This is a genomic window from Testudinibacter sp. P17/SS/0325 (genome assembly GCF_053570765.1).
Window position 1 is genome coordinate 394,734 of record NZ_CM131635.1, and the last position, 23,663, is coordinate 418,396.

Genomic DNA, 23,663 nt, shown 5'->3' on the forward strand with positions numbered 1-23,663 from the left:
TCCTACTTATTTGAACCAATCTGCGGAAATATCAGCAATTTGAATTTGATTAATATTATCCGGATAAAATAAGATATGTGTTTCCGCCTGATTATTTGGATGCCAATGGGCAAAATTAATCGGATCTTTTTGTTTATCTTGATAAAAAGCAATGAGTTTTTTATTTAATCCACTGGCAATATGCACAATTGAAGTATCAGGTGAGATCACCCATTCCGCCTGTCGAATAATTGCAATGGAATCAAAAATCGTTTTTGTATCTTGATAAATAATAATATTATCGTATTGCGCAGCAATAGACTGTAATTGCGCAGTGACTTGTGGATAGGTCAATAATGCTATCGTTTTTTGTGGGCAAAGTGCGGTTAGCTGCGTTAATAATGCGGTAATATTAGTATGGTTTAATTTTCTTGAACTGGCAGCGCCAAAACAATTGATTGCAATGAATGGTATTGTCTTATATTGCTGCAGAAATTCACTAATATTTTTTTCACTTTGCGTATCGCAAGGCACATCATATTGTTGATTAATATTTTCAATCCCTAACAAGCGCAACGCATTGGCATAAACATCGGCAAAATGTTGCCCAGAGATATTCATATTTAAATTAAACAACTGATAGTCTTGTTTCTGATAACCGAGATTAATTTTGGCATTAATTAGCCGAATTAATAATAAGTCACGATTACGCAAAAAAATGGTTGGGTCAATCAAGGCGTCATATTTTTCTTTTCTTATCTGCAAAGCAACACGAATGTAATCAAAAATATTCTTCTTTTTTACACGATAAATCTGATCAATATTGGTATTACGGGAAAAAAATGTATCATCACTACAAACAACACCAATTTTTATATTAGGATTGTCTTTTTTTAATTCGCGGAAAACAAAAGAACTCACAATATAATCACCGATTTTTCCATCTTGACGTAAAAACAAAATGCTTTTTATCGGCAAGATATCTGTAACCGTATATTCCTTTTTTCTTTTATCTAAAATTAACTTGCCTAAGGTAATACGAAAATGGCGTAATAATGTTTTCAGCTTTTTCATAAGATTTCCAATATATTAAACTCAATATTCCATTACTACAAAAAACCCCGCAATGCGGGGCTTTATCGACAGTTGAGAAACTTATTTCGCTTCTGCTTTAGCTTTTAAAGTTTCGACACCTTGTGCCGCTTCCATCAGTTTCTGAGTCGCTTGTTGTTGCAAAGCCACCAACGCTTGTTGTTGTTCTGCGGTTGGCGGGGTCACAACATAAGTGGCGGAGTCCGTCATTAATTTGATGAAATCATCAAAACCGGAAACAAATTTGTCTTTCAAACTTTTAGCGTCGGCCGTTTTGATGTTTAATGCAGTCACGCTGTCTTTAATCGCTTTGTATTTATCCGCGATTTTATTGAAAATCACCGCTTGCTCTTCCGGTGTTGCCGCAGCCATTAATTGAGATTGCAATTGTTGAATTTCAGCCAGATTGCCATTTTGCTCGGTAGCGGCATTAAAAGCTTGTAAATCGGCTTTTAAATCGGCATTTTTGTCACCACAGGCGACAACCGCCAGCGCAACGAATACAAAAGCAAAAAATTGATAAAAACGTTTCATTGAATAATCCTCATAGAATAATAAAGTGTTTATTCCGTCATCCTTGACAAGAATTTGGTTAGTTTACGACCTTTGTTACCTAAGGTAAAGTCATTGTCATTTAATCGGCGGAATAATACAGTTTGCCGATTTCGATTTTTTGTCTGCCTGTGGCTTCACGCCATTTGTTGGTGTCGCGCAGAGAATAGACGCAGCCGCAGTATTCTTGTTGGTAAAAACGTTCGCGTTTGCTGATTTCGATCATCCGTTGTGAGCCGCCGCCTTTGCGCCAGTTGTAATCCCAATATTCCACATCCTCGTATTTTTCTGCGGCACGGTGTCCGCAGCCGTTGATTTGATTCATGTCTTTCCAACGGGAAATGCCGAGGCAACTGGTGAACACCGGAAAGCCGTTTTTGTGTGCGTATTCCGCCGCTTTTTCAAAACGCATATCGAAACACATGGTGCAGCGAATGCCGCGTTCCGGCTCGTCCTCCATGCCTTTGGCGCGATCAAACCAGTTTTGGCGGTCATAATCGGCGTCGATAAACGGAATATTGAATTTCTGCGCAAAACGGATATTTTCTTCTTTGCGGATCAAATACTCTTTTAGCGGGTGGATATTCGGGTTGTAGAAATAAATGGTAAATTCAATTCCCGAGGCTAAAATCGCTTCCATCACTTCGCCGGAACAAGGCGCGCAGCAGGAATGCAACAACAGCTTGTTGTGCCCGTTCGGCAGTGCCAAGTGAGGGCGTACAAACGGCGCTTTCTCTTTTTGTTTACGGCGTTTGGCGCGCACCGAGTTAACGTACGCTTCAGGGGTTGTTGCGGTTTCGCTAACCGCACTTTCAATGTTTAAATCTAAATCAGTCATCATTTTGCTATTAATAAGTGCGATCGACGGAGAGATACGCCAACGCAATTAAGGCTTGTTTGTAATCACTCTCAGCCAGAGGCGCAAGTGCGGTCACCGCTTTTTGCGCTTCTTCGCGTGCTTTTTGCATCGCATAATCTAACGAGCCGTGTTGTTGCATTGCCGCCAAAACTTGCGGCAGTTGATCGCGCCCGTCGCCGTTTTCGATCACCGCGCGGATCATCCTTTGCTGTTCGGAATCACCATGCCGCATGGCGTGTAATAAGGGCAAGGTCGGCTTGCCTTCGGCGAGATCGTCACCGATATTTTTACCCAGTGCCTGTTGATCGGCGCTGTAATCCAACACGTCATCAACCAACTGGAATGCCGTACCGAGATAGCGTCCGTAATCCTGCATTGCCTGTTCAATCTGTTGATTCGCGCCACTGACAATCGCCGCGCACTGGGTCGCCGCTTCAAACAAACGTGCGGTTTTGCCGTAAATCACCTGCATATAACTTTGTTCGGTGGTATTCGGATCGTTGCAGTTCATCAGTTGCAACACTTCGCCTTCGGCGATCACATTGGTTGCGTCCGACATGATCTTCAGGATCTTTAACGAATCCAAGCCGGTCATCAGCTGAAATGCGCGGGTATAAATGAAATCGCCGACCAACACGCTTGCCGCATTGCCGAATAGCGCATTGGCAGTCTCTTTGCCGCGGCGCATATCCGATTCATCCACCACATCATCATGCAATAAGGTGGCGGTGTGAATAAATTCGATAAAGGTCGCCGCGGTGATATGTGCCGCACCTCGATAGCCGAGCGCACGCGCCGCCAGTACGGCGATCATCGGGCGGATCCGCTTGCCGCCGCCGCTGATAATATAGTGCCCGAGCTGGTTGATCAGCACCACATCGGAATTCATTTGTGCCAGAATCAAGTCATTGACTTTGCCCATGTCCTCGGCGCAAAGGGCTTGGATCTTGTGAAGATCAAACGGGATTTGTTGTTCTGTCATGCCTGCAAACTTGTTAGATTAGGATTATTCGAGGGCTGATTGTACCTGAATTCCGGCAAGAGCTAAATAGGCTTTCGATCACCGATCAACCTCAGGATCAAATTTTTTAATCTGATCCAAAATAGTTGCTTGCTATCGGCAGAATTTTTGCGTAGAATTCGCACCCTATTTATATGAATTTTGATTGTGCCTGGTTCAGTAAACAGTTTTTGTTTATTCGGCACATACTTTTAGCGGAGTTTCTTTCTATGTACGCGGTTTTCCAAAGTGGCGGCAAACAACACAGAGTGAGCGAAGGTCAAGTAGTTCGTTTAGAAAAACTTGAAGTGGCAACTGGTGAAACAGTTGAATTCGATTCAGTGTTGATGGTTGTCAACGGTGAAGATGTAAAAATTGGTGCCCCATTAGTTGATGGCGGCAAAGTAGTGGCTGAAGTTGTAAATCACGGTCGTGGCGATAAAATTAAAATCGTTAAGTTCCGTCGTCGTAAACACAGTCGTAAACAACAAGGTCACCGCCAGTGGTTCACGGAAGTGAAAATCACTGGTATCAGTGCCTAATTTAGAGGAGATCGAAAATGGCTCATAAAAAAGCTGGTGGTTCCACTCGCAACGGTCGTGACTCTGAAAGTAAACGTCTTGGTGTTAAACGCTTTGGCGGTGAATCAGTATTAGCCGGTAGCATTATCGTTCGTCAACGTGGTACTAAATTCCACGCAGGCAGCAACGTTGGTATCGGTCGTGACCACACTCTGTTTGCCACTGCAAACGGTAAAGTTAAATTCGAAGTGAAAGGCGACAAAAATCGCAAATACGTAAGTATTATCGCTGACTAATTTAATTTCAGAGTTTAAGAACCCCGCACCTTAAAGGCGGGGTTTTTTATTGCTGTGATTTTCCTTTCTATTCTGGTTGTAGCGAGTAAAATAACAGCTTATCCGTCAATGTAATCCAGTCATGCCAATCGAGTTCAAATGAAACAGACAAGCCGACCGCTAAGCGGTTTTCTTCTTGCCTTAACCACCGCAATTTGCTGGGGCACTGTGCCGCTGGCATTAAAACCGTTGGTGCGTTATATGGATATCAGCACCATTGTCTGGTATCGCTTTGCCGCGGCGGCAGTCGGGCTGTTTCTGTTATTGGCATTTTTGGGCAAATTACCGCACTTTAAGCTGTTGCTCGGTCCGCGTTTTCGTTGGCTGACGCTGATTGGCGTATTTGCGCTCGGCGGCAATTTCTTATTGTTCAATACCTCGCTGAAATACCTATCGCCATCGGTAACACAGGTGATTGCCCAAGTTTCGCCGTTTTTGATGATGATCGCCAGTGCGGTTTTTTTAAAAGAAGTGATCGGCGTAACGCAAAAGATCGGTGCGGCATTGTTAGTGCTCGGCTTACTGCTGTTTTTTAACGAACGCTTGGCGGAGCTATTCACCAGCTTAACCACTTATACCATCGGCGTGTTATTCAGCCTGTCGGCGGCATTGGTTTGGGTTGGTTACGGCTTGGCGCAAAAATTGATGTTGCGCCGTTTTAATTCGCAGCAGATTTTACTGATTTTTTACGCCGGTTCCGCCGTCTTGTTTACGCCACTGACCGAAATTGGCAGCGTTGAACGCCTGCCGTTATTGGAATTGTTTTTATTGGCATACTGTTGCTTGAATACCGTCGTGGCTTACGGTGCTTATGCCGAGGCGGTCAACCGCTGGGATGTATCCAAAGTAAGCGCGATTATCACGCTGACACCGCTGTTTACCATTCTGTTTTCCGAAATCGCCCATCGGCTGGCGCCACAAAGTTTTGATTTGCCCGAACTCAATTTGTTATCCTATCTTGGGGCAATGATTGTGGTCAGCGGTGCGCTCTGCTCTGCGATCGGACACAAATTTTTATTTCGCCGCCAATAACTTGCGCGACGAACAGGAGAAAAAATGAAATTTATTGATGAAGCGTTAATTCGCATTGAAGCCGGCGACGGCGGCAACGGCTGCGTCAGTTTCCGCCGTGAAAAATACATTCCGAAGGGCGGTCCTGACGGCGGCGACGGCGGCGACGGCGGCGATGTTTATCTGATTGCCGACGAAAACTTAAATACCCTGATCGATTACCGCTTTGAAAAACGCTTTGCGGCGCAACGCGGTGAAAACGGACGCAGTGCCAATTGCACCGGACATCGCGGCAAAGACATCACCCTGCGTGTGCCGGTCGGCACGCGGGCGATTGATAATGACACCAAAGAAGTGGTCGGCGATTTAACCCAACACGGCATGAAAATGTTAGTGGCAAAGGGCGGTTATCACGGTTTGGGCAACACCCGTTTTAAATCCTCGATCAACCGTACCCCACGGCAAAAAACCAACGGCACAGCAGGTGAAAAACGCGATTTACAACTGGAATTGATGTTGCTTGCCGATGTCGGTATGTTAGGTTTGCCGAATGCGGGTAAATCGACTTTTATCCGCGCAGTTTCAGCAGCGAAACCGAAAGTGGCGGATTATCCGTTCACCACCTTAGTGCCGAGTTTGGGCGTGGCGCGTGTCGACGCCAACCGTAGTTTTGTGATCGCCGATATTCCCGGCTTGATTGAAGGCGCGGCCGACGGCGCAGGCTTGGGAATTCGTTTCCTGAAACACTTGGAACGTTGCCGTGTTTTAATCCATTTAGTCGATTTGGAGCCGATCGATCAAACTGATCCGGCGGATAACATTGCGATTATCGAATCCGAGCTGCTGCAATACAGCGAAGCCTTGGCGGAAAAACCGCGCTGGTTGGTGTTCAATAAAATTGATATTCTCAGTGATGAAGAGGCGCAAGCCAAAGCCGCCGACATCGTACAGCGTTTAGGTTGGGAAGAGGATTATTATTTGATTTCAGCGGTAACCGGCAAAAATGTCCGGGCTTTATGCCGCGATATTATGCAGTTTATCGAAGACAATCCGCGTGAAGTCAAACAGCTCGAAACCCAAGCCGAAGAGGTGAAATTCAAATGGGACGATTACCATCAACAACAAATTGCGGCGCACAGTATTGATGACAATGATGATTGGGACGACGATTGGTCGGAAGAGGACGAACAAGGCGTGGAAATCATCTACAAACCATAAGGCTGAACCGCACTTTTGCGGTCAGCTCATCATTATTGCCGCGCAATTTTATGGCTTGCCGCTGTCGCCGAAGGTTTGTGCCACCCAGTCGGCAAACACTTTCAAGCGGGTGCTTTGGCGGCGGTCGCGGGTGAGCAGGTAGGCGGGCAGGGGCGGGCGGCGGTAGTCGTCGAGCAGGGTTTGCAGTTCGCCGTTTGCCAGCCACGGGGCGATGAGGGCTTTGAGTTGTTGTCCGATGCCTAAGCCGGCGCGGATCATTTCCAGAATGCCGTTGGCGCCGTTGGCGGCGTAATGAAAATCGCGCACGGCGTAGGGTTTGCCGCCGGCCTGTGCGAACAGCAGCGGTTTGATACCGTCGCTGTCGGAAAAATAGCCGATGATACGGTGCTGTTGCAGCGCTTGCGGTGTGTGCGGCGTGCCGTATTGCGCCAAATAAGTGCGGGCGGCGCAGGTGACGAAATCGAATTCGGCGAACTGGCGCCCGATCAGCGATTCGTTGCGCACGTCGCCGATACGGATGACGCAATCGACGCTCTGTTCGACCAGATTGACGGTGCGGTCGCTGATACCGAGGGTGAGTTTGATGTCGGGATAGCGGGCGTAAAAGTCGGGCAGTTTGGGGATAAACAGCCGCTCGGCAAACATCATCGGCATATCCACGCGCAAATGCCCCTGCACCGCCTGCCGCCCGTGTTTCATCTGTTGCTCCAGTTCGTCGAATTCCGCCAGCAAATGTAGCGCCCGTTGGTAAAATGCCAGCCCTTCGACGGTCAGCCCGACGCTGCGGGTGGAGCGGTGCAGCAGTTTCACGGCGTAATGCTGCTCCAAGTCGCTGATTTGCTTGCTTAAGGTGGAACGGGGAATGCCGAGCTGTTGCGCCGATTGGTGAAACGACAGGCTTTCGGCAACACGCACAAAGGCGCGCATGGCTTGAATCGGGTTCATGGGATTCCTCGCTTGATTATCCATATTTTTGGATAGTATTGCCGAATTTTGCCGATTGATAAAGCATTTTGAACCAATATAATAATGATCGTCTTTTCCATTCACTTGAATACGCGTCAAACCCGCTTGCGGTGCTGCTTGCATTGTCTTGCGCGTTTTTGTCTTGAAGTGGATGGAAAAGACGATCATCGGTTATTACAAGGGAAAAATATGCAGTTGATATGGATTTTGGCAACGGTGCTGGCGGGCGCCGGTTTGGCGGTGGAGGCGGGTTTGCTCGGGCCGTTGGGGCAGCAGGTGGGCAAATTGTGGGCGACTTTCAGCATTTTCAGCATTGGCGCCTGCGTCAGCTTTTTGCTGATGTTGTTTTTCGCCCCGCGCCGACGTCCGTCGCTGTTTGCCCAGCCGGGGTGGCAGTTGGGCGGCGGGGTGCTGGGGCCGGTTTATGTGGTGGTGCTGACGCTGGCAACGCCGGTTATCGGTGTGGCGGTAACCATGATCGGCGTGCTGATGGGGCAGATTGCGCAAAGCCTGATTAACGACCATTACGCCCTGTTCGGCTCGAAACACCATCCGCTCAACCGCCAACGCCTGATTGCGCTCGGCTTTATCCTGGCGGCACTCGGTTTGATTGCGTGGGGGGAGCTGTGATGATCTTGCTGATGTTGTGTTTTGCCGTGTTGGGCGGCGTGGCGCTGGCGGTACAGGCCAGTATCAACGGCAAACTGGGCACGCAAGTGGGCGTGTTCGCCGGCACGTTTTTGAATTTCGGACTCGGCACGATTGTCACCGGGCTGCTGGTGCTGTTTTTCGAACCGAAATACAGCCTGACCCTGCTCGACGTGCCCAAATGGCAGCTGACCGGCGCGTTTCCGGGCATTGTCTACATCGCCGTGATGGTGTTGGTGGTCGCCAAACTCGGCACCGCCGTCGCCACCGTGGCGGTGATTTTCGGGCAGCTGGCGATGAGTTTGCTGATCGACACCTTCGGCTGGTTTCACAATCCCGCCATCGCCTTTTCCCTGCCGCGCCTGCTCGCGGTCATTTGCCTCGGATTTGCCTTGTATTTTATTTACGCGGGCAACCGCAAGCAGTAAATAGATTGGAATCTCTTGTTTGAGGCCGTCTGAAAGCCAAGCGCTACAAATACCCCAGCGGCAGCGTGACCAAATCCGTGTCCAGCCACAGTTTGTCGGGATATTGGTTGATCAGCGTGCCGTGGGCGACGGTGAGCTCATTGCCGGAAATATGCTCCTTCAACATCTTGAAATGTTTCGACATTTGTTTATTCGGGCTAGCGCTTTGCTTGATTTCCACCGGGTATAAAGTGCGGTCATATTCGATGAGTAAATCGATCTCTTTCTGGTTGCTGTCGCGGTAATAATACAAGGGCGGCTCTAGCCCGGCATTATAAAACGATTTGACGATTTCGCCCACCGCAAACGCTGGACTTGCCCAGAGTAAACTGGTGTTTGATGAATTGGTGGCGATACTGGAAAGAGAGTATTCGGAGAATGCCGTCTGACGCTTTATTTTCAAGAATGCCGTTTTCAGACGGCAGCGGTTTGCTTGATCACGGTGTTGCCGTTGGCGCCGGTTTCAGGAATCGGTTGTATCAACTGCGATGGCGGCTGCCATAGTCAAAAAACTTTCGTCAAAATTCTTATCCAAACGAAACGCTTTGCCGTGTACATCAATACAGGCGTGCCATTCTTTGCATTGCTTGAGTGAACAGTGCTCCGTCAAATGGTTGAAATCCTTGCGCATAGCGTCATAATTAGGATAATCGCCCAGCCCAAGCCGTTTGAATAGGCGTAAGGCGTATTGATCGGCGATAAACACTTTACGTTGGAAAATATACAACAACATGACATCCGCCGTCTCCGAACCGATACCTTTAATCTGTAGCAATTCGGTGCGTAAGGCGTCGTTGCCCAGCGCTTGGCAGGCACTCAAATCGAAGTTGAATTTGGCAAACCACCTCATCAGGTTTTTCAGATAACGCGCTTTCTGTTTAAAAAATCCAGCGGGGCGAATCCGCTGTTCCAGCTCGTCCGGCGCCACCTTATGCAGCCACTCCACACTCAACACGTCCGTTAAATTTGCCAACGCCTTTTCAGCGTTGGCTTGTGTGGTCTGCTGAATCAAAATCATCGCAACCCAATCTGCCAACCGGTCATCGCTTTCCCACCAATGCTGATACCCATGGTAGGCAACAAGATGGTTCAACACCGCCAGACGGCGACGATCAAGGGGTGAAAGTGCGGTCGATTGGGGCATAATCTCATTCTTCCATTTGCGTTTCCAAGCTATTGCGATGACTCGTGGTTGCGCCAGACGGATTAAAATATGGCTTGCCATTATTCATCCGCCATGCGCCGCGCCCCTACTATCCGCAAAAATGCCCAATCAACTTCGTCAATAAATCCCGGGTCGGCTGCACATATTTGCTTTCTAAAAACTCATCGGGCTGGTGCGCCTGTTCGATTGAACCCGGTCCGAGCACCAATGTCGGGCAAAGTTGCTGAATAAACGGCGCTTCGGTGCAATAATTGACGGTTTCGGCTTTTTCGCCCAACAGTTTTTCCACCACTTGCACCACTTGCGCGCTGTGTTCGCACTCATAGCCGGGAATCGGTTCGTAAAGTGCGGTCAGGGTCACGCGGTCGCCCCAACGCTCAATCAACGGTTGCAATGCCTGTTGCATCATCTCGTTTAAATCTTTCAATTCCAAATTCGGCAACGGGCGAATATCAAATTGCAGCTCGCAGCAGGCACAAATCCGATTGAGCGCGTCGCCGCCGTGAATATTGCCTAAATTCAGGGTCGGATAGGGAATCACAAAACCGTCGTGGCGGTATTTTTCGCGCAGGTGATTGCGCAAATCAAGCAGTTTGCCGGTTGCCGCGTGCATAATTTCAATCGCATTAATGCCCTTGTCGGGATCGCTCGAATGCCCCGACTTGCCGACCACGCGCACCGCATTGCCCATGTAGCCTTTATGGGCGCGAATCGGTTTTAACGACGACGGTTCGCCGATAATCGCACAATCGGGACGAATGTGGGCGTGCTTGACGAACGTGCGTGCGCCGAGCATGGTGGTTTCTTCATCGGCGGTGGCGAGAATGCGCAACGGCTTTTTCAGTCGACTTAAATCCATATTGGCAACGGTATCGACGATAAAGGCAAAAAAGCCTTTCATATCCGCCGTACCCAAGCCGTAAAACTTGCCGTCTCGTTCGGTCAGTTTGAACGGATCAAAAGTCCAGCGCCCCTCGTCAAACGGCACGGTGTCGGTGTGCCCCGCCAACAGCAATCCGCCTTCGCCCTCGCCGAACGTCGCCAATAAATTATATTTATTGCGGGCGCCTTCCACGGCGATGATTTCGGTGTTAAAACCCAATGTTGCCAGCCAATCCGCCAATGTTTCAATCAAAGTGCGGTTGGATTGATCCTGTTCCGCCTCCAGACTGCTGATGGTCGGCAAACGGATTAAAGTGCGGTATAAATCGAGAAATTGCGGTACCGGCATGATATTTTCCTGAATAATAGTTGATTAATTTAAATAATTATGCAAAATATCGCATAATTAATCATTGTTAAACTTTATTTAACGCTTGGTGCAAATCGTGTATAAATCACATACAATAGCTTTAACGTTGTCATTCTTCATGTTATAAGGATTAGCCTACCCTATGTCAAAATTAAAAGCTATCATTGTCGGCGCCAGCGGCTACACCGGCGCAGAACTCGCCCTGATTTTAAACCGTCATCCGCAGTTTGAACTGAGCGGCTTGTTCGTTTCCAGTCACAGTGCCGATGGCAATAAACCGATTTCCAGCCTGTATCCGCAGTTGCGCAGCTTGGTGGATTTGCCGCTGCAACCGTTGCCCGCCGACAATGCCGCTATCGGCGAATTGGCGCAGCAGTTTGATACCGTGTTCCTCGCCACTGCCCACGAAGTCAGCCACGATTACGCCCCGATTTTCTTAAATGCCGGTTGCCAAGTGTTTGATTTATCGGGTGCATATCGCGTAAACAACGCCGAATTTTATACCCAATATTACGGTTTCGAACATCAGCACCCGCAACTGTTGCAAAGTGCGGTTTACGGCTTGGCGGAATGGAATCACGAACAAATCAAGCAGACCGATTTAGTCGCGGTTGCCGGCTGTTATCCGACCGTGTCGCAACTGAGCCTGAAACCGTTGTTGGCAAACGATCTGATTGATCGCACACAATTGCCGGTGATTAACGCCGTCAGCGGCGTGAGCGGCGCAGGGCGCAAAGCCAGCATGACCAACAGTTTTTGCGAAGTCAGCTTGAATGCCTACGGCGTGTTTAACCACCGTCATCAACCGGAAATCGCCGCCCATTTGGGCTGTGAAGTGATTTTCACCCCGCACTTGGGCAATTTCAAACGCGGCATTTTGGCAACCATCACCGCCAAACTGAAAGCCGGTGTCAGCGCCGAGCAAGTACAAGCGGCGTTTGAACAAGCCTATCAAGGTCGCCCGTTGGTGCGCTTATGCGGACGCCATTTCCCGGCGATTAAACAGGTGGAATTCACCCCGTTCTGTGATATTGCCTTTGCCGTTAAAGATCAACACATTATTATTATCGGCGCAGAGGACAACCTGCTGAAAGGCGCGTCGGCGCAAGCGGTGCAATGTGCCAATATTCGTTATAACTTCCCGGAAACAACAGGACTCTTTTAATGAAAGCATTAGTCTTAAAAGTCGGCGGCGTGTTGCTCGATACGCCGCAAGCGATGGATAACCTGCTGACCGCACTTAGCCACTACCGCCGGCAGCATAACCGTCAAATCGTGATTGTGCACGGCGGCGGAATTGTGGTGGATAATCTGATGAAAAAACTCAATCTGCCGGTGCAGAAAAAAAACGGTTTACGTATCACCCCAAGCGATCAGATTGATGTCATCGTCGGCGCATTGGCAGGGATTGCCAATAAAACCTTGCTGGCTAAGGCATTAACTATGCAGCTTAACGCTGTCGGTCTGTTTTTGGGCGATGGCAATATGACCGACGCACAGCAATTCGACGAAGAACTTGGACACGTTGCCAATGTCAGCGCAAATGATCCGACCCTATTGCAACAGTTGCTGCAAGCGGATTTCCTGCCGATTATCAGCTCGATCGGTTTGGATCGACAAGGGCGGTTGATGAACGTCAACGCCGATCAAGCGGCGATCACCATTGCCAAATTGATCGATGCCGATTTGGTGATGTTATCCGACGTGGACGGCGTGTTAGACGCGAATAAACAGCGCATTCCACAGCTCAACGCCGCGCAAATCGCGCAGTTGATTGCGGACAAGGTGATCACCGACGGCATGATCGTCAAAGTCAATGCGGCATTGGAAGCGGCGAAAGATTTAGGGCGCGGTGTGGACATCGCCAACTGGAAACACCCCGACAAACTGACCGCACTTTTAAGCGGTGAAATTGTGGGCACACGGATTAATCCGTAAACATCAGTTAAAATGCAGATTGGGAATGTAGGGGTGTATTCTTGGCCACAAGCTCAATCTGCGGTAATTCAATAGTTATTCAAAAAGGAAATTTTATGGCACTTTGGGGCGGTCGCTTCACGCAAGCGGCGGATCAACGGTTTAAGCAATTTAACGATTCACTGGTGTTCGACTACCGCTTGGCGGAACAGGATATCGAAGGTTCAATCGGCTGGTCGAAAGCCCTGACCGCGGTCGGTGTTTTAACAGCGAGCGAACAGCAACAACTGGAAAACGCACTGCAAGAATTACACGCCGTGGTGTCAGCTGATCCGCAGATTATCCTGCAAGACGATCACGAAGATATTCACAGTTGGGTGGAAAGCAAGCTGATCGAAAAAATCGGCGACTTGGGCAAAAAACTGCACACCGGGCGCAGCCGTAACGACCAAGTGGCGTTGGATATTAAACTGTGGTGCAAACAGCAAGTCACCGAGTTGCAAAAATCGATCCGCCGGTTGCAACGTAAACTGGTCGCCACCGCCGAAGCCAATCAAAGTGCGGTTATGCCGGGTTATACCCACTTGCAACGGGCGCAGCCGGTCACTTTCGCCCATTGGTGTTTAGCCTATTTTGAAATGCTGGAACGCGATTATTCCCGTTTGGCAGACGCTTACCAACGCATGAACAGCTGCCCGCTCGGCTGCGGCGCACTCGCCGGCACGGCGTATCCGATTGATCGTGAACAACTGGCGCAAGATCTGGGTTTTGCCTATGCCACCCACAACAGTTTGGATACGGTTTCCGACCGCGATCATATTATCGAACTGCTGTCGGTCGCCTCATTAAGTATGGTGCATTTATCGCGTTTTGCCGAAGATTTGATTATCTTCAACAGCGGCGAAGCCAATTTTATTGAATTGTCGGATAAAGTCACTTCCGGCTCATCGTTAATGCCGCAGAAGAAAAATCCTGACGCTTGCGAGCTGATCCGCGGCAAAACCGGGCGCGTGGTCGGCGCATTGAACGGCATGTTGATGACGGTCAAAGGCTTGCCGTTGGCGTATAACAAAGATATGCAAGAAGACAAAGAAGGCATTTTCGACGCCTTGGACACTTGGCATGATTGTTTAGATATGGCGGATTTGGTGTTGAACGACATTAAAGTCAATCGTGAGCGCACCAAAGAAGCGGCGTTGAAAGGCTATTCCAACGCCACCGAACTGGCGGATTATCTGGTCGCCAAAGGCATTCCATTCCGTGATTCGCACCATATCGTCGGCGAAGCGGTGGTGTATGCCATTCAGCAACAAAAAGCGCTGGAAGAACTCAGCCTTGACGAATTCCACCGTTTCAATGCCGTGTTCGGCGAAGACGTGTACCCGATTTTATCGCTGCAATCCTGCCTCGACAAACGCTGCGCCAAAGGCGGCGTCGCTCCGCAACGCGTGGCAGAAGCAATTGCAAACGCCAAAGTGCGGTCGGCGTAACGGTTAACCCTCAAATTAAAAAATCGCTAACACGGTATACGGTTAGCGATTTTTCTTTCCGCCTTATAAGTTTGAGCGTGATCATATTTTTATGATGAGTCATTTGAAGTGCCGGAGCGATAAATGTAAAATTCAGAGGCTTCATGCTTACAATTCTATTTTCATTTATTTCAATAAGGAATTAACTATGCCGATTAACCAATCTATCAAAATGAGCTTAACCGCACTTTGCGTCGCTGTCTTAACGGCTTGCGGCGGTAGCGGAGGGGGAAGTGGCGATAATGCCAATTCAACTGTGGCGATTAATAATGGCGGAACAGCAAATCCAACAAATTCAAACACAAATAATGCGGCGACAGCGACTGTAAGTGGGCAGGTTTTGGTTACGAGTGGAGATACCTATTCAGCAGAAGCGTCTTCCAAACTACAAAGTCTCAGCGGAACTGATTTAAAAGCGATTACGGTTGATGGCGTTACGATTCAACTAGAACATAGCGGCATTTATGCTGCTGGCTGGTCAACATTCAATCTCGGTAGTGGTGCCGCACAGAAAAGCACCATCATTTGTTGCGGCACTCAGCAAAATGTGAAAATTGGCGCACATGATGAGGGGGAAAATGGCGCTGCTTATCTATTTTACACGGGCAACCCAACCTCTGAAACACAAATCCCGACAAGAGGCTCTATCCGCTATCAAGGACATTCATTATACCTGCCTTATAACGAGAATTTAGACGAAGATTATTACCAAGGCAGCACAAATCTGGTCGCGAATTTTGATTCAAAATCCCTGTCCGGCGAACTGAAAAACGATGTTGCCACCATCGCCATTGCGGCAGACATTGTCGGAAATGGATTTTCGGGTCAAGCAACCTCTTCTGCTGAAACCGCAAGTGCGGAATTACAAGGAAAATTTTACGGTACAAATGCGCAAGAAATTGGTGGAATGGCGTCTGCCAATGAGCGTGATAGTCGCTGGGGCGTAGTTTTTTCTGGTAAACGACCATAATCACTTCATGCCAATATAGTGTCATAGGAGGGTGTTAACCTACCTGAGATTGCTGACACACCAACTTCTCTCCCTCCACGTGCGGAGGGAGTACCATTTTTCGCAAGAAAAATGGGGAGGGAGGGAGGGGGAATATGAAAATACAACATATTCATTTTTAACATTCTTTATGCCTCCCTCCGTCCTTCGGACACCTCCCTCCGTATACGGAGGGAGGGAAATGATTCGAGAAAGAGACTTTGTCATCAGTCTGAGGTGGGTGTTAACCTACCTATAACCCATAAACGGCAATAATCAATCCTATTGGCAAATAAAACGAAATAATCAGACAAGCGAACCGCACTTTGCTATGATAATCCCTGATTTCATTTATTTTTCGCAGGATAATCTATGGCTTTTAACCGCACTTTTCACGCCGTGGTGTCCGATCTGGACGGCACGCTGCTCACCACTCAACACATCGTCGGCAACTACAGCGCCGAAACCATTAAACGTCTTGAAGATCAAGGCATTGATATCGTGCTGGCTTCCGGGCGCAACCACACCGACGTCTCCCATATTTTGAAAAAAATCGAATCCGAACGGGCGGCGATGATCACCTCGAACGGGGCGCGCATTCACGATTTGCACGGCAACTTGTTGTACAGCAACAGTCTGCAAGAAAATATCGCGTTTGAATTGATGAATTTGGAATTTGATCCGACGCGGGTGGTGCTGAATTCCTATCAGGACGAGGGCTGGTTTATCAATATCGATTTGCGCCAACTACGCAAATACCATAAGGATTCCGGTTTCGATTATGAGGTGATCGACTTTTCCCGCCACCACGGCAGAGGCACGGAAAAAGTGTTTTTTATCGGCAAAACCGCCGCCGATCTCGCCCCGATTGAACAGACCATCCGCCGGCAATATGGCGATCAAGTCAGCATGACCTATTCCACCCCGATCTGTTTGGAAATTATGAACCAAGGCGTAACCAAAGCCAATGCGCTGGCGCATTTATTGCAGGATCGCAGCTATGAATTGGGCGATTGTATCGCTTTCGGCGACGGCATGAATGACGTGGAAATGCTGAACGAAGTCGGGCGCGGTTGCATTATGGGCAATGCCGATCCGCGCGTGAAACAGGCGTTACCGCACTTGCAGCAAATCGGTTTGAACCGTGACGAGTCGGTCGCCAGCTATTTGCGCGCGCTGTTCAATTTGGTTTAAGAGGTGAACATGAAACTTTGGTACTCCACCACCAGCCCGTTTGTACGCAAAGTGCGGTCGGTGATTGCACATCACCAGTTGGAACAGCAGGTTGAGCTGCAAGCCACCGTCGCCGCCAAAGCGGAATCGCCGCACAATCAGGACAATCCGCTCGGGCGCATTCCGGCATTGCAGACCGATCAGGGCGACTGGCTGTTTAACAGCACGTTAATTGCGGAATATATCGACAGTCTCGGCAAAAATCAGCCGCTGTTTCCACAGGGCGAAAACCGTTGGCAGGTGCTGAATTTGCATGCGGTTGCCGACGGCATTATGGAAAATACGCTGATGTACTTGGGCGAACGCATGCTGCGCGATCAAGCGGAATGGTGGCACAGCCGCCATCGGCAAATGATTGAGCGCAATATCCGCTCGTTGCAGTATCTGGAGCAACGCTTGGATCAGCTTGGCACGGAACTGAACATTGCGACGCTGTATGTGGTATGCGTGATCGACTTCTTCCATTTCCGCCTGAGTATTATCGGCGTAAATCCAAGCGAAATCGTACCGCACTTGGATCGCTGGGCGCAGCAGATGAACGAAAAATATCCGTGTCTCGCCGCCACCAAACCGTACCAAAGCTAAACGCGATGAACAGCTTGTTATTACTGTGTGGCGGCGCGAGTTTAGGCGCAACGGCGCGTTGGCTGTTGTCGTTATGGCTCAACCCGCTGTTCAGCCAAATTGCGCTCGGTACATGGCTTGCCAACTGCCTCGGCAGTTTGCTGATCGGCGTGTTAATGGGCGTCTTTTTCAGTTTTCCGGCGCTCAGTGCCGAATGGCGGCTGTTTTTAATCACCGGTTTTCTCGGCAGCTTCACCACTTTCTCGTCCTTCTCGGCGGAAGTGATCGAAAAACTGTTGAGCGATAAATGGCTGAACGGGTTCGGCATCGTCTCCGCCCATGTCGTTGGCGCTTTGCTGTGTACCGCACTTGGCTTTTACTTATGGAGATGGCTACACTAAATCTCTTACCGTTTTAAGGGGCAGTCGATGAAGATTTTAAATGCGCAACAAATCCGGCAAGTGGATGCTTATACCATTCAACACAAACCGATCTCCTCGATTAATCTGATGGAACAAGCCGCCGAAGCCTGCTCCCAATGGCTGATTCAACATTTTCCGCGCCATCCGACGCTGATGTTTAACATTCTGTGCGGCTACGGCAATAACGGCGGTGACGGCTTGGCGATTGCCCGTCAACTTTATCTGCAAGGCTTTAGCGTGCGGGTTTTTCTGTTGGGGAATGAACATTATTCGCCCGACTGCCAAACCAATTTACAGCGGCTACAGGAATTGGATGTCGCAATAACGTTATTGCAAGACAGCCAAGACTTAAACCGCTTGCAAGATTGCCGCGGTATTTTGGTTGACGCACTGTTCGGCTCGGGCTTGAACCGCACTTTACACGGTTTCGCCGCGGAATTGGTTAACACCCTGAACCAACTCAAGCTGCCAACCGTCAGTATCGATCTGCCGTCGGGTTTATCTTGCCGAACTGACGGCAATCTCAGCAAGCAAGCCATCATTCGCGCCGATTACACTCTCTGTCTGCAAATTCCCAAACTGCCGTTATTACTGCCGGAAAATCAGGATTATAGCGGCGAAATGGTACTGCTGCCGATCGGCTTGTTGCCGGATGCGATTGCCCGCCAAAGCAGCGAACTGTTTTACACCGAGCTGCACGATGTCCAACGGATTTACCGTCCGCGTCAACGTTTCAGCCATAAAGGCAGTTTCGGACATGCGCTGATCATTGCCGGCAGCCACGGTAAAATCGGTGCCGCAATATTAGCGACTCAGGCGTGTTTACGTGCCGGCGCCGGCTTAGTCAGCGTGGAAAGTCCGAAGTGCGGTTATCCGATTTTGCAAAGTGCGGTGCCGGAAGCGATGGCGATCATCAATCACGGCGAAACGGTGTTAAGCGGTTGCAGCGCGCATTATCGCGCTTATGGTGCGGTCGGGATCGGACCGGGTATCGGGCAAGATCCGTTGACCCAATATTATCTGCTGCAACTGCTGCAACAAATGGATAAACCGATGGTATTGGACGCCGACGCCTTGAATCTGTTAAGTCAGGATCATGCCGCGCAAAAACTGATTCCGCCCAACAGCATTCTCACCCCGCACCCGAAAGAGTGGCAGCGTTGGATCGGCGAATGGAAAGACGATCAGCAAAAACTCGATTTAAGCCGCGCTTTTGCACAACAACACAGGGTTTATATCGTGTTAAAAGGCGCCTACAGCGCAATTTTCTGCCCCGACGGCAGCATTCACTTTAACAGCAACGGCAACCCCGGCATGGCGAGCGGCGGCAGCGGCGATGTGCTGACCGGCGTGATTACCGCACTTTTGGCACAAGGTTACAGCCCGAAACAAAGTGCGATTCTCGGCGTCTACTTGCATGGGCATGCCGGCGATTTGGCAGCACAGGCACTCAGTCAGGAAGGCATGATTGCCGGGGATTTGATCCGTTACCTGCCGTTGGCATTCCGCACATTATCATAGTCTTTCATCACAAGAAAAAAGGATAACCAAACGGCTATCCTTTTTCATTGCTTTCAATCGTCAGGCAAAGTGCGGTTTTATCCTAACAAGCCCAATTGCTGTACGATAAACAATAGGGCAAAGGCGGTCAGGTAAATCAAGCCGATCACCGATAACCAAAATAAGCCTTTACTGATTTTATGTTCGCCTTTCAGAACCAATAATAAATTCAAGGTGGCGAAAATCGGCGTGGAAACGAACGAGGCGATCATCGCAAATTGCAACATCGGCGCCAAGGCGTTGTTAAAGAAGAACAGCACCACCAAGCCCGCAACGGTAGTGAACAGCATTGACAGGTTCAAAAAACCTTGGCGGGTTTCCTGCTTCTTCAAAATCAAGCGGATCGCTTCCACATTGGTGCGGCTGTAGCCGTCGATGACGGTGATGGTGGTGCCGAACATGCACGCAAATGCGATAAAGGCAATCAACATACGTGACCATTCGCCGATAGTCACGGCATACATATTGATCAATTGCGCAATATAGCGTCCGCCGACTTTCTCGACTTCCACGCCTGAGCCGTGCTGCACCAAGGCGCCTAACGCCAAAAACACAATCGCCAGAACCGCCGTGCCGATATAACCGACATTGAAATCGAATAAACCGTCACGGTAAGAAACTTTGGTCAAACGGCGTTTCGCCACCACCCACATTGAGTTGATCGCAGAAATTTCAATCGGCGCCGGCATCCAGCCCATCAACGCCACGATAAATGCCAACGCGCCCAAATTCCACGGCGTTGCGCTGACATAATCCGCCGGCGCAACCGCGCCGCGGCTCATGGCGATCACCACCGCAGTAACCGTCGCCAAGGTTAAGCTGATCATAATGATTTTAGACACACCGTCCAAAACGCGATATTTGCCCAACAGTAATAATGACAGACTAAATCCCAGCACAATGGTGCTTAAAATCGGCATTGGCACGCTGAACGGCAGCACGAACGATAGGATTACCGCACACAATAACCCGACCGCCGCGGTGTTGATCACCGCAGCAAACACGTTCAGAATGGTAAAAATCCACAGATAGAACTGCCCTTGCTGGCGGTAACCTTCTAACAGGGTGTTGCCGGAATCGAGGGTATATTGTGCGCCGAAACGGAAAAACGGATATTTAAACAGGTTGGCTAAAATAATGATGATTGCCAACTGCCAGCCGTAAATCGCACCGGATTGGGTCGAAGCGATTAAATGCGAGCCGCCGACGGCGGCGGACGCCATCAAAATGCCCGGCCCCAATGCGCGTAATTTACTTTTCCAATTGGAAATCTCTTCACTTTGAATGAATTCTGTGTTGCTTGTCATAATGTTGTTCCCAAGGTTTTAATCAATTTTATCCAGAAGCTGAATTCGGTTAAAAATCACTGTCTAAAAAAGCAAACAAACCGGCAAATAAACTTGACGATGATATTTGGTTTTTTATACAAACTATACGCATTACTTCTTCGATTTGGCATTAAATCAAAATAAAATGCTATTTTTAACCCAATACATAAAATAAAAAACTGTCATTGTATTTATAAAACAGGCTTATCTTTTCAGATAAGGTGTTTGAGTTTACTGATTATTTAAGGGATTAGCAATCTGATTTGGCGGAAAATCAGCAAATCGGATTAAAATACAGGATAGCAGAAAGTGCTTTAAATGCGCTGTGCTAACGGGGTTTAAACATCCCGCTCAACAACCATAACACCCCCGACAACAAAAACATCGCGGCGGGCGCGATCCAATGCCAACCGAACTGCTGCCAGACTGTCAATAAATAGTTACCGCCGACACTGGCGCCGAGATAATAACTGGAAAGATACAGTGCCGACGCCAAGGCGCGGGCGTGAGTGGCATTTTTGCCGACCCAAGCGCTGGCAAGGGCGTGGGTAAAGAAAAAGCCGATACTGCATAGCAGCAACCCGGCTATCAAAATCCATAATGAACTGCTGATCAGCAGCAACATACCGCTCATCAATAACAACCAACCGAGCAACATCCCGCGCGGCGCACTAAATCGGCGGCTGAAACGCCCTGCCATCGAAGCGGCAAAAGTACCGCTCAAGTAACACAGAAACAGTAACGAAACCTGCAACGTATTCAGCAGCCAAGGCGCTTGTTGCAGCCGCAAGCCGATCACCGAGAACATATTGACGAACATCCCGAAGCAAATGCCGCTAATCAGAAAAGTACGCCACAACAACGGATTTTTAATATGTCCGCACAGATTGGCGAGCATGCTTTTAAACGCCAACGATTGCGGGCTAAAATAGCGCTCTTTCGGCAAACAAAAATAGGTCAGCAATGCGCCGCCGAGAGTGAGCAAGGCGGTAAATATCATCGGCGCATTCAAACCGAACATCTCCGCCAAGATCCCGCCCAGAATCCGCCCGCTGATCCCGCCCAGTGAGTTGGCGGCAATGTAAATCCCGACGGCAGGCACCACCGCACTGGCTTCAAATTCTTCACTGATATAGGCAATTGCCACCGCCGGCAGCCCCGCCAAGGCAATGCCCTGCAAAAAACGCAAACCAATCCATGCCGTCACCGAATCACTGAACAGCAAGCACAATGAAAACAGCGCGCTCAGGCTCAAACTCAGCAACATCACCAAACGCCGCCCGTAACGATCCGCCAACAGCGCCCACGGAATCAGGCACAGACTCATGCCCAGTGACGCGGCGGCAAAGATCCAGTTTGCCAGATTGAGCGAAACCGCATAGCGTGCGGCAAACAGCGACAACAACGGCTGCACCACGTACAAATTGGCAAACACCAAAAAGGACGAGACTGATAACACCAGTGTTGCCCAAAAATAGGCGCGGGTTTTGTTTTTAATCATCTTGCTTTCATTCTCATAACAATTTGATTACATCATAGACTCAAGTGCGGTTTATACAAGATTTTGATCACAAAAATGCCTGCCATATCAAATTTTTCTTTATCTGCGGTGAAAATCCGCTTACGCTATGCTACCTAATTTGCTTAAGACAGTTTGCTTTATGTTATTAACCGTGCTCTATATTATCGGCATTACCGCCGAAGCGATCACCGGCGCCTTAGCGGCAGGACGTGAAAAAATGGATCTGTTCGGCGTGATTATTATCGCTTCCATGACGGCAATCGGCGGCGGCTCGATCCGCGATATGCTGCTCGGGCATTATCCGCTCGGCTGGGTGGCGCACCCCGAATATATTATGATTGTTGCCGGTGCGGCGGTGCTGACCGTGTTTATCGCCCCCCTAATGCGCTATTTCCGCACCGTGTTTTTGGTGCTGGATGCGTTGGGGCTGATTGTATTTTCGATTATCGGCGCACAAGTGGCGTTGGATATGGGACATGGCTTTATTATCGCCTTGGTTGCGGCGGTGGTCACCGGCGCCTTTGGCGGCGTGCTGCGCGATCTGCTGTGCAACCGTATTCCGTTAGTGTTTCAAAAAGAGCTGTATGCCAGTATCGCCCTACTCTCGGCAGCAATTTATTATGCCCTGCCGTATTTCGGCGTACCGCATAATCTGGTGGTCATTCTGACCTTGATCGGAGGCTTCGGTTTGCGGTTGTTGGCAATTTATTTCCATCTGTCACTGCCGGTGTTCGATTATCAAGAGCAAGAAGAAAACTATCAGCCGCTGCTGAAAAAATTACGCCAAAACCGCAAAAAGTAGCAACCGCCAACGGCGGGGTTATTGCAGCTCCGCCAACATCGCCAGCACCATTGCCGATGATTGCTGTGCCGCCAATGGTAAAAACTCTTCAAACGAGAGATGGGACGCTTTATCGGCGACATCCGACACCGCACGCACCACCACAAACGGCAGATCAAACGCATGGCAGACCTGTGCAATTGCCGCCGCTTCCATTTCCACTGCAATCGCCTGCGGAAAATCGGCTTTAATCCGCGCAATCTGCTGTTCGCCGTTACAGAACATGTCGCCGCTGCACACCAACCCTTTGACCGCACTTTTACCCTGCGCCTGAAGCGCTTTTTCCGCCAATTCGATTAGCGCCTGATTCGACGGAAACGTTGCCGGGCAGCCCGGTAATTGCCCTTTGGCATAACCAAAAGCAGTCACGTCGGCATCGTGGTAAGCGGTTTGGTTGGAGATAATCACATCACCGATATTGAGTTCTGCGCTGATCCCGCCTGCCGAACCGGTATTAATCACGCAATCGGGTTTCGCATGCGCGATTAAGATCGTGGTTGCCATTGCCGCCGCGGTTTTACCGATACCGGATTGGATCAATGCCACTTCCAGGTCATCAAGGTAGCCTTGATACAAGGTGCAACCGGCAATTTCACGGTTGCTTAATTCCGTCATTTTATTGCGTAAAATTTCCACTTCTTGCGCCATGGCGCCGACAATTCCGATCTTCATGCTCGTTCCTTTGTTCTGCATT

26 protein-coding genes are annotated in these 23,663 nt (G+C 49.3%); 15 read left to right on the top strand and 11 right to left on the bottom strand.

What is annotated here, in order from left to right; all coding sequences use genetic code 11:
* Nucleotides 1-6: 6 nt before the first annotated feature.
* The 4 genes from ACWA50_RS01895 to ispB form a co-directional block, all read right to left on the bottom strand.
* Nucleotides 7-1,053 carry a glycosyltransferase family 9 protein gene (locus ACWA50_RS01895; RefSeq protein WP_431053646.1) on the bottom strand — a complete coding sequence of 349 codons (1,047 nt, stop codon included), beginning with the start codon at nucleotides 1,051-1,053 and terminating at the stop codon, nucleotides 7-9.
* An 81-nt stretch (nucleotides 1,054-1,134) separates the two neighbouring features.
* Nucleotides 1,135-1,605 (bottom strand): hypothetical protein, encoded by a 471-nt coding sequence (locus tag ACWA50_RS01900; RefSeq protein ID WP_431053647.1) that lies wholly within the window; start codon nucleotides 1,603-1,605, stop codon nucleotides 1,135-1,137.
* A 100-nt stretch (nucleotides 1,606-1,705) separates the two neighbouring features.
* Nucleotides 1,706-2,464, bottom strand: coding sequence for an epoxyqueuosine reductase QueH (locus ACWA50_RS01905; protein WP_431053648.1), 759 nt, complete (start codon nucleotides 2,462-2,464; stop codon nucleotides 1,706-1,708).
* A 7-nt stretch (nucleotides 2,465-2,471) separates the two neighbouring features.
* Complete coding sequence (gene ispB, locus ACWA50_RS01910; protein ID WP_431053649.1) at nucleotides 2,472-3,464, bottom strand: octaprenyl diphosphate synthase; 993 nt, start codon at nucleotides 3,462-3,464, stop codon at nucleotides 2,472-2,474.
* Between the two features lie 248 nt (nucleotides 3,465-3,712).
* Here ispB and rplU point away from each other — a divergent pair, with 248 nt between their 5' ends.
* From rplU to cgtA, 4 genes are all read left to right on the top strand, one after another.
* A complete protein-coding gene (rplU, locus tag ACWA50_RS01915) occupies nucleotides 3,713-4,024 on the top strand; it encodes a 50S ribosomal protein L21 (RefSeq protein ID WP_431053650.1) in 312 nt (103 codons plus the stop codon).
* Nucleotides 4,025-4,041: 17 nt separating this feature from the next.
* The gene (gene rpmA / locus ACWA50_RS01920; RefSeq protein WP_034614873.1) at nucleotides 4,042-4,299 is read left to right on the top strand and encodes a 50S ribosomal protein L27; all 258 of its coding nucleotides are present in this window, start codon (nucleotides 4,042-4,044) and stop codon (nucleotides 4,297-4,299) included.
* Nucleotides 4,300-4,437: 138 nt separating this feature from the next.
* Nucleotides 4,438-5,370 (top strand): DMT family transporter, encoded by a 933-nt coding sequence (locus ACWA50_RS01925; RefSeq protein WP_431053651.1) that lies wholly within the window; start codon nucleotides 4,438-4,440, stop codon nucleotides 5,368-5,370.
* A gap of 24 nt (nucleotides 5,371-5,394) precedes the next feature.
* Nucleotides 5,395-6,567, top strand: coding sequence for an Obg family GTPase CgtA (gene cgtA / locus ACWA50_RS01930; RefSeq protein WP_431053652.1), 1,173 nt, complete (start codon nucleotides 5,395-5,397; stop codon nucleotides 6,565-6,567).
* Between the two features lie 48 nt (nucleotides 6,568-6,615).
* Here cgtA and ACWA50_RS01935 read toward each other — a convergent pair whose 3' ends face one another.
* On the bottom strand, nucleotides 6,616-7,512 hold the full coding sequence (locus ACWA50_RS01935) for a LysR family transcriptional regulator (protein ID WP_431053653.1): 897 nt from the start codon (nucleotides 7,510-7,512) through the stop codon (nucleotides 6,616-6,618).
* Nucleotides 7,513-7,722: 210 nt separating this feature from the next.
* Here ACWA50_RS01935 and ACWA50_RS01940 point away from each other — a divergent pair, with 210 nt between their 5' ends.
* Nucleotides 7,723-8,163 carry a DMT family transporter gene (locus ACWA50_RS01940; RefSeq protein WP_431053654.1) on the top strand — a complete coding sequence of 147 codons (441 nt, stop codon included), beginning with the start codon at nucleotides 7,723-7,725 and terminating at the stop codon, nucleotides 8,161-8,163.
* The gene (locus ACWA50_RS01945; protein WP_431053655.1) at nucleotides 8,163-8,609 is read left to right on the top strand and encodes a DMT family transporter; all 447 of its coding nucleotides are present in this window, start codon (nucleotides 8,163-8,165) and stop codon (nucleotides 8,607-8,609) included. Before ACWA50_RS01940 ends, ACWA50_RS01945 begins: the two co-directional genes overlap by 1 nt.
* Nucleotides 8,610-8,652: 43 nt before the next feature.
* On the opposite strand, the gene ACWA50_RS01950 is transcribed toward ACWA50_RS01945, so the two are convergent.
* Genes ACWA50_RS01950 through argE form a run of 3 tightly spaced genes read right to left on the bottom strand, consistent with a single transcriptional unit; the run spans nucleotide 8,653 to nucleotide 11,044 of the window.
* A complete protein-coding gene (locus tag ACWA50_RS01950) occupies nucleotides 8,653-9,051 on the bottom strand; it encodes a DUF4143 domain-containing protein (protein WP_431053656.1) in 399 nt (132 codons plus the stop codon).
* Nucleotides 9,052-9,111: 60 nt separating this feature from the next.
* Complete coding sequence (locus tag ACWA50_RS01955; RefSeq protein WP_431053657.1) at nucleotides 9,112-9,873, bottom strand: endonuclease III domain-containing protein; 762 nt, start codon at nucleotides 9,871-9,873, stop codon at nucleotides 9,112-9,114.
* 28 nt (nucleotides 9,874-9,901) lie between these two features.
* Complete coding sequence (argE, locus tag ACWA50_RS01960) at nucleotides 9,902-11,044, bottom strand: acetylornithine deacetylase (protein WP_431053658.1); 1,143 nt, start codon at nucleotides 11,042-11,044, stop codon at nucleotides 9,902-9,904.
* 163 nt (nucleotides 11,045-11,207) lie between these two features.
* Here argE and argC point away from each other — a divergent pair, with 163 nt between their 5' ends.
* The 8 genes from argC to ACWA50_RS02000 all read left to right on the top strand — a co-directional run bounded on the left by argC (nucleotide 11,208) and on the right by ACWA50_RS02000 (nucleotide 19,239).
* The gene (argC, locus tag ACWA50_RS01965; protein ID WP_431053659.1) at nucleotides 11,208-12,230 is read left to right on the top strand and encodes an N-acetyl-gamma-glutamyl-phosphate reductase; all 1,023 of its coding nucleotides are present in this window, start codon (nucleotides 11,208-11,210) and stop codon (nucleotides 12,228-12,230) included.
* A complete protein-coding gene (gene argB / locus ACWA50_RS01970) occupies nucleotides 12,230-13,003 on the top strand; it encodes an acetylglutamate kinase (protein ID WP_431053660.1) in 774 nt (257 codons plus the stop codon). Before argC ends, argB begins: the two co-directional genes overlap by 1 nt.
* Before the next feature lie 95 nt (nucleotides 13,004-13,098).
* The gene (gene argH, locus ACWA50_RS01975; protein ID WP_431053661.1) at nucleotides 13,099-14,472 is read left to right on the top strand and encodes an argininosuccinate lyase; all 1,374 of its coding nucleotides are present in this window, start codon (nucleotides 13,099-13,101) and stop codon (nucleotides 14,470-14,472) included.
* Between the two features lie 187 nt (nucleotides 14,473-14,659).
* The gene (locus tag ACWA50_RS01980; protein ID WP_431053662.1) at nucleotides 14,660-15,481 is read left to right on the top strand and encodes a Slam-dependent surface lipoprotein; all 822 of its coding nucleotides are present in this window, start codon (nucleotides 14,660-14,662) and stop codon (nucleotides 15,479-15,481) included.
* Between the two features lie 390 nt (nucleotides 15,482-15,871).
* A complete protein-coding gene (locus ACWA50_RS01985) occupies nucleotides 15,872-16,693 on the top strand; it encodes a Cof-type HAD-IIB family hydrolase (RefSeq protein ID WP_431053663.1) in 822 nt (273 codons plus the stop codon).
* A gap of 9 nt (nucleotides 16,694-16,702) precedes the next feature.
* Nucleotides 16,703-17,317: a glutathione S-transferase N-terminal domain-containing protein gene (locus ACWA50_RS01990; protein WP_431053664.1), complete on the top strand. Its 615-nt coding sequence runs from the start codon at nucleotides 16,703-16,705 to the stop codon at nucleotides 17,315-17,317.
* A 5-nt stretch (nucleotides 17,318-17,322) separates the two neighbouring features.
* Nucleotides 17,323-17,697 (top strand): fluoride efflux transporter CrcB, encoded by a 375-nt coding sequence (gene crcB, locus ACWA50_RS01995; RefSeq protein ID WP_431053665.1) that lies wholly within the window; start codon nucleotides 17,323-17,325, stop codon nucleotides 17,695-17,697.
* Nucleotides 17,698-17,724: 27 nt separating this feature from the next.
* A complete protein-coding gene (locus tag ACWA50_RS02000) occupies nucleotides 17,725-19,239 on the top strand; it encodes an NAD(P)H-hydrate dehydratase (protein ID WP_431053666.1) in 1,515 nt (504 codons plus the stop codon).
* A gap of 77 nt (nucleotides 19,240-19,316) precedes the next feature.
* Here ACWA50_RS02000 and ACWA50_RS02005 read toward each other — a convergent pair whose 3' ends face one another.
* Together ACWA50_RS02005 and ACWA50_RS02010 are read right to left on the bottom strand one after the other, a co-directional pair.
* Nucleotides 19,317-20,585, bottom strand: coding sequence for an NRAMP family divalent metal transporter (locus ACWA50_RS02005; protein ID WP_431053667.1), 1,269 nt, complete (start codon nucleotides 20,583-20,585; stop codon nucleotides 19,317-19,319).
* Between the two features lie 349 nt (nucleotides 20,586-20,934).
* Complete coding sequence (locus tag ACWA50_RS02010; RefSeq protein WP_431053668.1) at nucleotides 20,935-22,107, bottom strand: MFS transporter; 1,173 nt, start codon at nucleotides 22,105-22,107, stop codon at nucleotides 20,935-20,937.
* A gap of 160 nt (nucleotides 22,108-22,267) precedes the next feature.
* On the opposite strand from ACWA50_RS02010, the gene ACWA50_RS02015 reads away from it, so the two are divergent.
* Nucleotides 22,268-22,930, top strand: a complete 663-nt coding sequence (locus ACWA50_RS02015) for a trimeric intracellular cation channel family protein (protein ID WP_431053669.1) — start codon at nucleotides 22,268-22,270, stop codon at nucleotides 22,928-22,930.
* A gap of 18 nt (nucleotides 22,931-22,948) precedes the next feature.
* Here the strand turns inward: ACWA50_RS02015 and mtnN are convergent, their stop codons facing one another.
* On the bottom strand, nucleotides 22,949-23,641 hold the full coding sequence (mtnN, locus tag ACWA50_RS02020) for a 5'-methylthioadenosine/S-adenosylhomocysteine nucleosidase (RefSeq protein WP_431053670.1): 693 nt from the start codon (nucleotides 23,639-23,641) through the stop codon (nucleotides 22,949-22,951).
* Nucleotides 23,642-23,663: the final 22 nt, after the last annotated feature.